The sequence below is a fragment of the Colwellia sp. BRX8-5 genome, from assembly GCF_014077325.1.
Lineage (GTDB): Bacteria > Pseudomonadota > Gammaproteobacteria > Enterobacterales > Alteromonadaceae > Colwellia_A.
Map to the genome: position 1 here is coordinate 33,969 of NZ_JACGVR010000033.1, position 13,748 is coordinate 47,716.

The 13,748-nt window shown below is 34.7% G+C and carries 11 protein-coding genes; 6 read left to right on the forward strand and 5 right to left on the reverse strand.

Features of this window, described 5'->3' with window-relative positions; genetic code table 11:
• Nucleotide 1: 1 nt before the first annotated feature.
• From H4J62_RS16725 to H4J62_RS16740, 4 genes are read left to right on the forward strand one after another with little or no spacing between them, the layout of a single operon-like run.
• Entirely contained in the window at nt 2–1,609 is a 1,608-nt protein-coding gene (locus H4J62_RS16725; RefSeq protein ID WP_182217673.1) for a phosphoethanolamine transferase, read from the forward strand.
• 3 nt (nt 1,610–1,612) lie between these two features.
• Complete coding sequence (locus H4J62_RS16730) at nt 1,613–2,704, forward strand: acyltransferase (protein ID WP_182217675.1); 1,092 nt, start codon at nt 1,613–1,615, stop codon at nt 2,702–2,704.
• A gap of 56 nt (nt 2,705–2,760) precedes the next feature.
• Nucleotides 2,761–4,047, forward strand: a complete 1,287-nt coding sequence (locus H4J62_RS16735) for a right-handed parallel beta-helix repeat-containing protein (protein ID WP_182217677.1) — start codon at nt 2,761–2,763, stop codon at nt 4,045–4,047.
• A 26-nt stretch (nt 4,048–4,073) separates the two neighbouring features.
• Entirely contained in the window at nt 4,074–4,481 is a 408-nt protein-coding gene (locus H4J62_RS16740; protein ID WP_182217678.1) for a diacylglycerol kinase, read from the forward strand.
• Nucleotides 4,482–4,542: 61 nt separating this feature from the next.
• Here H4J62_RS16740 and H4J62_RS16745 read toward each other — a convergent pair whose 3' ends face one another.
• Nucleotides 4,543–6,195: a hypothetical protein gene (locus H4J62_RS16745; RefSeq protein WP_182217680.1), complete on the reverse strand. Its 1,653-nt coding sequence runs from the start codon at nt 6,193–6,195 to the stop codon at nt 4,543–4,545.
• A 344-nt stretch (nt 6,196–6,539) separates the two neighbouring features.
• Here H4J62_RS16745 and H4J62_RS16750 point away from each other — a divergent pair, with 344 nt between their 5' ends.
• Nucleotides 6,540–7,745, forward strand: coding sequence for a TIGR03087 family PEP-CTERM/XrtA system glycosyltransferase (locus tag H4J62_RS16750; protein ID WP_182217681.1), 1,206 nt, complete (start codon nt 6,540–6,542; stop codon nt 7,743–7,745).
• A gap of 303 nt (nt 7,746–8,048) precedes the next feature.
• On the opposite strand, the gene H4J62_RS16755 is transcribed toward H4J62_RS16750, so the two are convergent.
• Both H4J62_RS16755 and H4J62_RS16760 read right to left on the reverse strand, forming a co-directional pair.
• Nucleotides 8,049–8,336, reverse strand: a complete 288-nt coding sequence (locus tag H4J62_RS16755; protein ID WP_182217683.1) for a GIY-YIG nuclease family protein — start codon at nt 8,334–8,336, stop codon at nt 8,049–8,051.
• Between the two features lie 631 nt (nt 8,337–8,967).
• Entirely contained in the window at nt 8,968–10,395 is a 1,428-nt protein-coding gene (locus tag H4J62_RS16760; protein WP_259364691.1) for a mannose-1-phosphate guanylyltransferase/mannose-6-phosphate isomerase, read from the reverse strand.
• Nucleotides 10,396–10,632: 237 nt separating this feature from the next.
• Between H4J62_RS16760 and H4J62_RS16765 the strand changes: the two genes are divergently transcribed.
• Entirely contained in the window at nt 10,633–11,217 is a 585-nt protein-coding gene (locus H4J62_RS16765; RefSeq protein ID WP_182217684.1) for an acyltransferase, read from the forward strand.
• A gap of 16 nt (nt 11,218–11,233) precedes the next feature.
• On the opposite strand, the gene H4J62_RS16770 is transcribed toward H4J62_RS16765, so the two are convergent.
• Both H4J62_RS16770 and xrtA read right to left on the reverse strand, forming a co-directional pair.
• A complete protein-coding gene (locus tag H4J62_RS16770; RefSeq protein ID WP_182217686.1) occupies nt 11,234–12,091 on the reverse strand; it encodes an FkbM family methyltransferase in 858 nt (285 codons plus the stop codon).
• Nucleotide 12,092: 1 nt separating this feature from the next.
• Nucleotides 12,093–13,577, reverse strand: coding sequence for an exosortase A (xrtA, locus tag H4J62_RS16775; protein ID WP_182217688.1), 1,485 nt, complete (start codon nt 13,575–13,577; stop codon nt 12,093–12,095).
• Nucleotides 13,578–13,748: the final 171 nt, after the last annotated feature.

Below are 13,748 nucleotides of genomic sequence, written 5' to 3' on the forward strand. Positions count from 1 at the left end.
CTTGCTTAAAAGAAAAGAATTTAAAATAAAGGAACTAGCATGCCTGTGTATTTTCCCAACTCTGCTTTTTCTAGTAATGATTATTATCAATTTATATAAGCCTGCTGATACGCTAATTAAATTACTCCTCCATGCTTTTTTACAAACAAGTATGTTATATGGTCTTATCTGTGTAACACAGCGTTCAACAATATTTAAAGTGATTTTGATCACATCAATTATTTCAGCATTTTTTATTCAGCTTGCATACGGCAGTCCAATGTCCGTTGGTGCTTTAATTAGTGCTATAAGTACCTCCCCTGAAGAAGCTTTTGCCTTCGTTAAATTTAATTTATTTGTAATACTCTTTTCAACTTTTATCTTTTCAATTTTCCTGATATTACCTTTGATACAAAAAAATAATATTTCTAACTCTCTAACTATTATTGGTTTTTGTTATTTAATTATCCCCACTGTCACTGATTCTTTTTCAAAAGACGCACAGACACAAAAAAAAGTATATCTAAACTCTGGCATAGCAAGAGGATATTCTTCTTGGTACTCAATAGTAGAATATTACGTGGTAGAAAAAACAGCCTGGAGATTACCTCCATTGCATATTTTAAGAGCTATAACAGATACTTACCACATACTTTACAGTGAAGTTGTTCTTGAGTCGACTTGGAGTAATGTGAAAGCAACAAAAGATTCTCCAAGTTTACTCGTAATAGGAATAGGTGAGTCATTAAGAGCAGGCAATATGTCGCTTTATGGCTATCACAGAGAAACGACCCCATTATTAGATCAAATACCTGAGCTTGAAGTCATTCAACATGTAACTTCTGCGGGCACAAATACCTATGGTTCAGTGCCAGCATCATTAACAAAATTTGATAATACTAATGATCTATCTAAATCCATTATCAATTTAGCGAAAGATGCAGGTTACAAAACATACTGGTTATCTAATCAAGCAAAATTTAGCCAATGGGATTTTTCTGTTTCCGCAATTGCTGACCAGGCAGATTATTCATTTTTCCTCTCTAATGATGAAGCTGGAGTACAGTATGACAATGTACTTTTTGAAAAACTAAGTGAAATTATTACATTACCTAAAACTAACGATAAAAGATTAGTGATTTTACACTTTTACGGTTCTCATATGAACTTCTCTGATCGTTACCCTGCTGAATTTTCGAGATTTAATAGCACGAATAAATTATTAGATGCTTATGATAATAGTATTCTATATACGGACTATATTCAGTCAAAAATAATTAAACTACTAGAAGAAGTGCAAGGAGAATACATGTTTTTTGCAGACCATGGCTTAGGTGATCCTGATGGACAAATGAGCCTTAGCCATGATCTACGCCTCCCTCCTAAGTTATCATCTCTTAAAGTACCATTAGTTATTTCTTCTAAACGAGAACTTGAGTTAGAAAAGTATCGAGGTTTTTCTTTATTTTATTTTGAATGTATATTTTCTTTTTGGTCGGGAATTACCGCTTCCGAGCTAACTGCAGATGATTATTGTAAGAAAGCTATAGGCCAAAGCTCTATTACCTATGTAGATTCAAATATGAGCGTTAACTCTCTCAACACTGATGTAACGAAGCGACGGAATTAAGATATGTACTGGAGATTATTAGATAAGGTTGACTCTAACCTGTATAAAGGAATTGCCATATTAATGATCGTAACTCATAACTTTATGCACTTATTTCCAAAGCCTAAAGAAAATGAGTTTTCGTTCTCGCTAGAAAGAACGTTAGATTTTATATATTTAATATCAGATTCACCTGAGAGTATCCTGAGGGTGTTAGCATCTTTTTTAGGTCATTTTGGTGTACAAATTTTTGTTTTCCTAAGTGCTTACGGATTAACAAAAAAACACCTATTAGCAAAAATATCCTATTGGCCTTTCATTCGCCAGAGAATAATAAAGATTTACCCCGCTTTTATCTTAGCTATCCTAGCTTGGGTTATAGTAGAAGGTTGGATTAAAACTGGAGGCGAGTTGCTAGGACCACTAAAGATTTTATACTGGGGATTAGACGGTGTATTACTGAAGTTAACACTACTCTCAAACTTTATTCCAGGGCAAGCTCTAAATCCAGTTGGCCCATGGTGGTTTATTCCTTTTATATTTCAGTTTTATATTATTTTTCCTTTTTTACTTTTTTGCTTTACTAAGTGGAACACTCTTGCACTAGTCATGATTACTTCCTGTAGCATAATACTAAGCACGCTTCTTAGCGGTAAAATTGGTGAACTTAATATTTACTATACTGTAATAGGCCATCTGCCCGAATTTTGTTTAGGAATTTATTTAGCTAGCAACGATAAAATTAAAATTAATCCTTTAATTTTAATTTTATCGTTAGCATTATTTATACTAGGTAATTTTTATGAAGTATTTTGGTATGTCAATCATATTAGCTTTCTAATCTTACTTTTAGCACTATTCAGCTATATAACTCCCTTAATCAAGAGTAATTACATTTTAAAAAATATTCTATTATTTTTAGGTGCATTATCAATGGAACTATTCCTTGTCAATGCTTTTCTAAGAACCCCTTTTATTGACTGGGCTATGGCAAGTAACTCAGAGCTAATGGCAATAGTATTGTGTACTTTATCTTTTTTCGCTTCTATATTTGTTGCTTTAATATTATCTAAGTCAGAAAAATTACTTATAAAAAAATTATTTCCAAAAAAATGACTATCAACATTATTCGTTCCTAGAATGAATAATGTTGTTATAGGGAACTAAAACCAATGCGATTTATGAAAGTATATTTACCTTGTATGGTATTAGGCGCCTTCGTTGCAATAATAGTAATTTTTGTCCCTTTTAAAAGCTTATCTTTACAAGTGTTAAATAAACTCCCTATGATTAGTGATTATATATATAAAAACCCCAAACATAAGGTTAACGCTAAAATCACTATAGTTGAAGCTAGTTTAAGTGAGAAAAGATTCAACCCCAATATAAAATACTTACAAAGAGGAATAAGGAAGTTTTTACCTTCCAATTTTAAGAAGTATTACATTTCAAATTCACAAGAACTTAATGCTGCTATAACAAACATCAATTCAAAAAAATCAAGTGAAAATGTTTTGATTCTTGAGGATGGTATTTATGAAATACTTTCCACAATAATGATAACAAGACCAAATACTTTTATTATTTCTTTTAGTGGGGACCCTTCAAAAGTTGTTCTCAAGGGAAACGGTATGCTCAAAAGTTCAGGTGTAATGAATATATTTACCGTACAAGCAGCCGGTTTTTTATTAGACGGAGTAACTCTAAAAGAGGTTAGTAATCATCTTATACAAATAAAAGGTGAGATGGGGGCTAACTTTCCAATTATTAGGAACTGTATACTTCAAAACTCTTACCAACAGCTAATTAAAGTTACAACTGGTGCAAAAAACAGACCATCCGAAACTGGTGTAATAGAAAACTGTCTATTTGAATATACCGCAGGAATTGGTCCAAATTATTATATCGGCGGTATCGATGCCCACGGGGTCACAAATTGGCTAATTAGGCATAACATATTCAAATCTATAGCAAGCCCACAACAACAAATATCAGAGTATGCTATTCATTTATGGGGAAATGCACAAAACAATTTAGTTGATAGTAACATTATAATAAATTCCGATAGAGGTATTGGCTTCGGAATGGGGAATATCGAGGGTGCTAAGTTTTCAAATTTTGCAGGGGTAATAAGTAACAATATCATATTTCATTCTAACAACGGCCATCATTTTGCTGATACAGGTATTGCTTTAGAAAGTAGCCCAAAAACATTAATAGAGGGGAACTATATATACTTGGCGCACGATTATCATAGAGCTATAGAATATCGTTTTACAGACTCTCAACAGATAACAGTTCGAAATAATCATGTAAATAGAAGTATTTCTTCTAGAAATGGGGGGCAAGCAGAGTTATCTAATAATAATACGAACTTAGATATGGTTGATTTTTTGATAAAAATGAAGGAAGTATTGTCCCAATCAAATATAGCTAGAGCAATGAGCAATGATAGATAAATTATTATATAATTAATGGAAAAAAAATGAGTAAAAAAGATAATAAGGAACACGCGAATGCTAACGGTTCAGGGATCATTAGAATAATGAGAGCTTTCTCATGCTCTATTAAAGGATTCCAGGCAGCTTTCATCAATGAAGCGGCATTCAGGCAGGAACTGATTTTATGTGGTATTTTGTTTCCCTTTAGTTTTATCATTTCTGAAACATTAACAAATTGGGTGATATTAATTTGCTCCCTTTTATTTTTATTACTAATAGAGATTATAAATTCAGCTATTGAAGCTTTAGCTGACAAAATATCCTTTGATCATCATGAACTACTTGGAAGGGCAAAAGATTTAGGATCTGCGGCTGTGTTTATTGCCCTAACAATAACTCTATTAATATGGGTTAATTATATATATCTATATTTTTCAGTGAAGCATTTTTAAACATTTGATTTATCAATCTATGGACCTCACAGCAGCTAAAAAATAAAAGAGTTAGAGAGCATCAAATATTGATCTTATACTTTAAAAATAGCGGGGGCCTAGGGTATTTCATAACTGTATCACCCTGTTTTAAGGAAATGTACAAACTCATGCTTTCAGCATCAAAAGTAGCACCCGTAATCTGAGCTTTAGATATGGTATCTAATATCCCGTAGTCATAAGGCCTAACATCATAAGGGGCGAGATCACCATTTTTAACTTTGACCAAATCACTAACGTGCCAAAGCCAGAAATAATTATAAATATCATTTTGTGCCAAAGCACAAGGCCCCCCACAAAGCCTACCTGTATCTTGTACAATTTTGTAACCTAGCCCAGACTTAAATCCTCCAGAATAACCTAGAGTAGCGTATGTATTTGTTCCTGGGACAATAAATCCATAAGATGCTCCAGATATAGCAGTCCATAAATCATTCATTAAATTTTTATTATAAAGAATGTCATTAGAATTACTGTAGCTATCCCCATAAACAGACTTATTATATAACATATTAGTCAAGCTAAAGTCTAAAACCGGAATTGCTGAAACTCTTCCTCCTACAGTTTTATTGAGTAAATCTAGTTCAGGCATAAGTACGAATCCTGAAGGCCCAATAGAAAGTCTGGAAGCAATAGAGCCTCCTGAATAACCACTGATGTATGTTCCTAATAACTTCTCTTGCCAATACTCAGGTATTGGAGTTAACCATCCAGCAGCATGGGCAGAACCATCAATTTGAAAAGGGCCTACGATTGAAGACTGATCAAGATTAAAGGCATTTTTAAAAACAATAGTCGTATCAGTTTCTGTACCTGGGGCATCGTACCAATTAATATAATTCACCACCAATTCTGATTCAATAAGTTGCATACCAGTAACTCGGAAATAATTTTCAATACCTGTATCTACCCGTGGAGTATTATAAAATAATGAAAAATTTTGGATAACCTCACTTCCTATTTTAAAGTCCCTGATATTTCGACTATTTACTACTATAGGGATCTTAAATTCAGCTATGCCTTGTTCGGAGTGATGTCCAACAACAAATAAAGATACATTTTTGGCATTGAATGCAATGACACCAGGTGAATAATCTAAATTAGAGCCATCTGTTTTGCCAAAAGTACTTACCGATAACCGAAACCCTCCTTGATATTCAAAAGAATCTAAACTGAGCTCTTTGAGTACTGAGCACTTTTCATATATGTATGAACCTGACCATTCACCAAATCGATTGTTAATACAATGACTAACTTGTGATTCTTGAAGCTCAGAGCAAGCATGCTCAGATGTAGCATACTGCTCTTTGTACCTTATCCTGTGCTCCTTTGCTCTTTCACAAGCAAAATCGATACTACAAGTTTCATGGATGACGTCCCCGCCCCACTCCCCAAATAATCCATCTTTGCACTCTCGAACTTGGGTTTGCTCATTACATCCGCTGGATGAAGGCACATCAGAAACCTGATATCGAATACGCTCTTGTGTAGCCCCATGTGAAATCCCATCACATGAACGAAATTTTTCAGCTCTAACTGAAATATCTTCTTTTTCACATGAAAATAAACATAAAACGATTACAATTATAAAAAATTTCACAGTTACATTAGATCCTTTACTAATAATAAAACACATTAATTCAATATTAATTATATTTAAAGCAAGAATAATCATACTCTTTTATTCATCCCTATGCTCGCATCTATAGATTTAAAATCCTCAGATGCTTAACTATCAAAAAAGGTTTATTGTTATGTGTTTTTATCTCCACTAACAAATACTTTCCCTAACATCATCTGCCTGAGGAAACAATAAGTAGGATGTAAAATCAGATTTAATATTTTTTCTGAAAGTTGAACCTTAACTTTTGCTATGATAATAATTTTAATTGAATTTATCGATGTAATATCAAAACTTATTTATAGTTTTAACATTAGAGGTAATTGGTTTATTATTACTCGATTATAAAAAACAACCTGAATTAATTATTGAAACATTTAATTTAAAATGGAAATATATTGAATATTATTTTTCTAGCCCAACGAGTACCCTTCCCCCCCAATAAAGGGGAAAAAATTCGTACTTTCAATCAATTAAAATATTTACATGATAAGCACCAAGTCAGTATATGTGCACCATTAGAAAAAGATGAGGACCTTTCATTTTTCAAAACTCTATCAGATGAATATTGCCATAATGTTTATTACAGTAGTTTACCAAATAAACCAGTTAGGCTTATAAAGGGCTTAATGACTGGAAAGGCTTTAAGTGTAGCCAATTTCTATTCTGATGATCTACAAATAAAACTTGATCACTTACTACTTAAACTCGAATTTGATGCTGTAATTTGCACAAGCTCCGCTATGGCTGAGTATATTTACAAGAGTAAATCATTACAGGAGCTCACAAAAAAGCCATTACTACTAATGGATTTTATGGATTTAGATTCGGATAAGTGGCGACAGTACGCCGAAACATCTCGTTGGCCAATGAAATGGATTTATCAGCGAGAAGCAAAAGTTTTAGCTGATTATGAAGAGAAAGTTACACACGATTTTGACACCAGCTTTTTTATAGCTGATGCTGAGGTGGAATTATTTCAATCTAGAGTTAACAGCTCAGGGAAAGTACTAACGATGGGCAATGGTATGGATACCGATTCTTTTGTACCTGCAGCCTCACCTCCTAACAATAATACACCTGTAATGTTATTTACAGGTGTAATGGATTATAAGCCTAATATAGATTCAGTTGTTTGGTTTGTTGAAAATGTATGGCAAAAAATATTAAAAGAGTACCCTAAGGCAAGGTTTATTATTGCAGGTATGAATCCAACCTCCCAAGTTAAAAATTTGGAAAAAATTAGTGGTATTGAAGTTACAGGTTTTGTTGATGATATTTTACCTTACTATCATCAGTCTGATTACTTTGTTGCTCCATTTCGGATAGCTCGCGGTGTTCAAAACAAAATTTTACAAGGGTTTGCTTGTGGCTTACCGGTAATTTCGACTCCTATGGGAGCTGAAGGAATTGATTGCACTAAAGATATAGACATTTTGATTGCCAGTACAGCAGATGAGTTTTTGTCCTGTATAAAGCATCTTGATTGTGATGCTGAATTTCGTGAAAAAATTAAAGCTAACGCGCTAAAGTTAATACATGAAAGGTATTCTTGGGAAGGTAAATTGCAGGTTTTAGATGATGTTTTGAATGGTAAAGTGTAGTTTTTTCGTTTTATGACCTCATTTTTTGGTGTGTTTTATGATCTGCTTTTTGGATTCCCGCCTTCGCGGAAATGACAGGTGGGTGAAACTGGTGGATGACGTTGGTTTTCCTAGTGTAATATAAAGCCGAAATAGATTCTGTATACCGTCATCCTCGTGCTATTTTTCAGTTTGTTTACCAGTTTTATGGATTCCCGCCTTCGCGGGAATGACGTGGGTGAAGCTGGTATAAATTAAGAGCACCGTCATCCTCGAGATGTCTTATCGGGGATCTAGTTTTATGTACTTGTTCTGGGTGCCCTATTAAAGTAACTCGTTATATAAATCACGCCAGTTTGGGTTACTTTTTTCAATCAAGTTTATTTTCCAACTTCGGTTCCATTTCTTAAGCTGCTTTTCACGTCCTATAGCCGTTATCATGTCTTCCAACAGTTCAAAGTAAACTAATGTTTTTACGTTATACTTTTTGGTAAAACCGTCAATTTCACTGTTTTGGTGTTGATAGATTCTTTTAATTAGATCACTTGTTACACCTATGTATAAAGTACCATTTCTTTTGCTAGCGAGAATATAGGTAGCTGGATTTTTCACGTTTCCTTCCTTGGTAGATATTTACTTATACAAGTATAGCTCCAGTTTTTCATTTGAAGCTTTATTTGTGGCCTCGTTTTGTGTGCTCGTTCTGGATTCCCGCCTTCGCGGGAATGACGGGTGAGTGAAACCAGTATAGATACAATGCGCCGTCATCCCCGAAGTGTTTTATCGGGGATCGAGTTTATCAGTTCATTTTGGATTCCCGCCTTCGCTGGAATGACGGGTGGGTGAAGCCGGTATAAATTAAGTACACCGTCATCCCCGAATTGTTTTATCGGGGATCGAGTTTTATCAGTTCGTTCTGGATTCTCGCCTTCGCGAGAATGACGGGTGGGTGAAACCGGTATAAATTCATTACACCGTCATCCCCGAAGTATTTTATCGGGGATCGAGTTTTATCAGTTCGTTCTGGATTCACGCCTTCGCGAGAATAACGGGTGGGTGAAACCGGTATAAATTCATTACACCGTCATCCCCGAAGTATTTTATCGGGGATCGAGTTTTATTAGTTCGTTCTGGATTCCCGCCTTCGCGGGAATGACGGGTGGATGAAACCGGTATAGATACAATGCGCCGTCATCCCCGAAGTGTTTTATCGGGGATCGAGTTTTAGATATTCAAAGCCGAATTATTCAACTCGGCCATATTTATCTTCGAAACGAACGATGTCATCTTCACCTAAATAACTACCGGACTGTACTTCAATTAACTCAAGCGGCAGCTTGCCAGGGTTTTCTAGTGCATGAACGACACCTATAGGGATGTAGCATGATTGATTTTCAGTATAGAGCTTAGTTTCTTCGTTAATAGTAACCATGGCACTACCTGAAACTACAATCCAATGCTCAGCTCTGTGGTGATGCATTTGCACCGACAGTTTGGCACCCGGCTTAACCGTAATGCGTTTAACTTGGAAGCGTTCGCCTATATCAATAGAATCGTAATGCCCCCAAGGTCGATATACAAGACGATGCTGGGTGGCTTCGGCTATGTTATTCTCTTTGAGAGTTTTAACAACGGCTTTAATGTCTTGAACGTCATCTTTGTTCGCCACTAATATCGCATCTTTAGTATCAACAATAACGAGGTTATTGACGCCTATTGTCGAAATTAATCGGCTATCACTGTGCAAATAACAATTCTTTGAATTTACAGTGATCACATCCCCTTTGATAACGTTGTTGTTCTCGTCTTTTTCTGTGATGTCCCACAATGCCGAGTATGAACCTACATCACTCCAACCGGCATCTAAAGGTACAACGACGGCAGAGTCTGTATTTTCCATTACCGCATAATCAATAGACTCATCTTCGCATGCTAAAAATGCGGATTTGCTGGGTCTAATAAAATCCATATCTAAATTGATATCAGCCATCGCTTCTTTACATTGAGTAAAAATTTGTTGTTTGTATTTTTTGAGTTCTTCAAGATAACGTGAGGCTTTGAACATAAACATCCCACTATTCCATAAATAAACACCAGCAGCTACAAACTCTTCTGCAAGGTGGGCATTTGGTTTCTCTACAAATTTATCTACAACATAGCCAAATTCATCTAACTTTTGCCCTTGCTTAATATAACCAAAACCAGTTTCAGGGTGCGTAGGTACAATACCAAAAGTTACCAGTTTTCCTTCGTTGGCTAATTGGTTAGCCTGCTCTACAACCTGATGAAATTGTTCCGTATCTTTAATTACATGGTCTGAAGCTAAAACCAGTAAAACCGCGTCCTTATTTTTTTCTAACGCTTGTATCGCCGCTAATGCCAAGGCCGGCGCAGTATTTCGTCCTTCAGGTTCAAGTATTATTGCCGGATTTTTTACATAACTTCTTGCTTGTTCTGCCACCAAAAATCGATGATCTTCATTACAAATTAGAATCGACTGACTACAGTTTTCTGGTAATCTCAAGAGTGTGTCTTGTAACAAGCTTGTTTCGTTTACCAATGAGAGAAACTGTTTAGGGTACATAGTACGAGATAAAGGCCACATTCGAGTGCCGCTGCCACCGCACATAATAGTTGGAACGATATTACTGATCACAGGTAATTCTTCCATGTATAAATTGAATACTAAAGATAATAATCTATCATCTAAATTTAGAAAAGCATTAGCCTTAAATTAGTATTACTTAGCTACAAATAATGCAGCGCTGACTATTCTTAGGTATAGTTATCCTCATATTTTATCGTGTTAATGTAGAATCAAGGTAAGATATTGCTTTAATGGAATTAATAACAAAAGAAATATTAGCTTTATTAATGCGCTGATTAAAAATTATTAGAGGATGAGAACGTGAGAAGTATAATTAAACAGGCTATTTATTTTTTTGCTGCAATAATTATTTCACCTATAACATTAATATACCTACTACTAAATATTTTGCTAAAAAGTGATTCACTTTTTAGCACTTTTTCACAGTTATTAAGTTTAATTCCCGGTAAAAGTGGTAGTTACTTGAGAGCAGGGTTTTACCGATTTTCAATGAAAACTTGCAGCCCTGATGCTGTTATTTCTTTTCTAACGTTATTCTCGCAACGTGATACCCAAATATCAACAGGTGCCTATATTGGCCCACAATGCAATATTGGGAAATGTAAAATTGGTCAAGATACACTGCTTGGTAGTGGTGTTCATATAATGAGTGGTAAAGGGCAGCATAACTTTAGTGATTTAACTAAACCCATTAAAGATCAGGGGGGTAAATTCGAAAAAGTTACTATTGGTAGTGGCTCTTGGTTGGGTAATGGTTCATTGATTATGGCTAATGTTGGAGATCATTGTGTGGTGGCTGCAGGTGCCGTTGTTATTGATGATGTACCTGATTACTCTATTGTTGCAGGTAACCCTGCTAAAGTAATAAAAAAATTGTTAGAATAGCCCCTAGATAACTTAACTAGTCAGCGATTCCAATAACATCATATTGTTGTATTGGAAATTGATCATAAAATTTTGAACTTCTATTAATGGGCTTATTATCTTGAATAGGCACAAGCCATTTAAATGACCTTATTTTTTCAGCCTCATTAAATAAGTCTTCTGCAGTTTGCTTATCTCTTGTTAACACCGCAGGATGAAGCTCTAAAAGAATGATTACTTTATCAGCTTTTTGAATAGTCTCTTTTGCACCAGCAAACATTGCCTTTTCTTGCCCTTCAACATCTATTTTGATCGCAATATTTTTTGCTAATATAATATTATTGTTATTAATAAGAGAATCTAAAGTAGTAACTTGGGTTTTTCCTGAGACGTTATTAACAAGGTGCCCTTCGTGATCTGAGCCTTGTTCACTTTTAAAGTTAAATTCGCCATAACCATCAAAATTAGAGATTGCGCTTTTAAACGCCAGATGATTTACCGAGATATTAAGTAAATTCTGCTTAAGTACACCAAAAACAGTAGGATTAGGCTCTAGTGCAATAATATTATTTAAAGCAGTACAGTGTTTATTTACCAACGATGACACAACCCCAACATCAGCCCCTAAATCTATAAAGTCAAAAGTAGTTAATTGGTCATTTAACATTTGTGTAAAGGGAAGTATCTCATCTAAATAATAGTTTTCTGGGCCATAGTTCTTCCAAAAACACCACTGATCCCAAGGGACTGAAAACTCGCTGCCTTTTATATTGTAGGTGATTAAATGACGATTAAATTTATATTTAGTTGCTTCGTAAAAACGATATTTACCAGGGATGTCATAACTCTGCGCTAATCTAGCAAAATAATTTAGAAGTTTAGGTAGCTTATGCATGCTATTTGCTCTGCATTATCTGATGAAATTTTTCAGCATTGTTTTCTATAAATTTCATTAAATCTTGATCAGGACTTTCCGAATTACTCGACCCCTGTAGTGAAAAAGCAACTAAAGCATCATTGTTTGGTCTCCCAAGCAATGAATTAACCGTTTGAAAGAGCTTCGCTTTTACCTTGTTAGAAAAGAATTTATCTGATATTTGATACCAATGTACAATAGTTCTTTTTTCACCGCTTGGGGATACTAATTGATTAATCTGTGCTTGTTGTTTAGAGCCTTTAATATTAATATTTTTTGTACTAATTAATGTCCAACGGTCTGCATCATACAGCTTGTTTAATGATGAAATAAGTTCGCCTGTGCCATTAGTGTATGCCGCTATAAAAAAATCTATTGATATGTTTTCACTGAAGTTAAGACTTCCCTGTTGAGTTTCACTTGCCTGAGGAAAACTTGGCTGCCATTTTATTGATTTTCTGTTTTCGATATTACTAAATAATGATTGAGTATTAATGATGTAAGGTGATTTAATTACTAGTCTGTTATTTTCAATTGAATTGAACCAAAAAAATTGCAAAACAAAAACAGTAATAACAACACTCGTTGCCGACCAAGCTGTTAATAATTTGTCACTTTTATCAGTCTTGCTTTGAATTGATGGATTCAGGTTCATGCTTTTATCTCTAAATCTCTCTCCAATAACTATCAGTAAAAAAAGTATAATCGCGTAAAAAACACCACCATATATAAGATGATCAGCACCCGCTGCATATTCCATATCTGTTAAGTGTGCCGTTAATATAATTCCGTATACTCTTAACGCATTAGCCAAAATAGGTACAATTATTGATATAAGAACAAATAGTAATTGCTTAGGAAATGTTCGAAATGAGAGATACGCATATATATTACCAAAAACAATAGAGGCAATAAGAAAACTGATTCCTGAGCAGGCTTCGGCTACTAAGAATCGCCCTGCTGGAATATCTAAATACAGCCCATTTCTATAAATGGGTACGCCTGTCATTTCGAGTAAGGGAACAGCTAAATCAGTTGTGAGTTCTTGCAAATATGGTATGAGTTGTTCACCTACAGGAATAGCAAACAACATGAAATAAAGAGGAAAAAAGATGATTTTGGCGGCTTGATTACCCACAAAAAACCAAATAATTAATGGTAAAGAAACATAGGTAGCAATATGCATAAATAAACGAATATCACCAACGAGCCCAAAAGTATAAAGGATTAAAGTGCCGACAAGAGGAATCAGTAACCAATAATTGGGTGTGAAAGGTTGTTGACTAAGTTGTCTTCGCTTTTGATAAATAAGAAAAAAGGCGCCAGTAATCACTAAAAAACAATGATTAAATATTTCCGACGCAATCCAAACATTTACCGAAGTAACTATTCCTTGGTAATAGGTGTAAAACCAAGCAAGGAATATAATAATAATAGGTAATGTTTTAATAAGTCTCTTACTCATGTTTGTTCATGCCTATGTAGTTAACCCAAGAGCTTTATGTAAACGTCATCTTCGAAGTATCTTATCGAAGAACCATCACTTAGTAACTGGATCCCCGATTAATACACCACGGGGATGACGCCTTTGACCCATGTGCATAAGCAATAGCAATAGCAATAGCAATAGCAATAG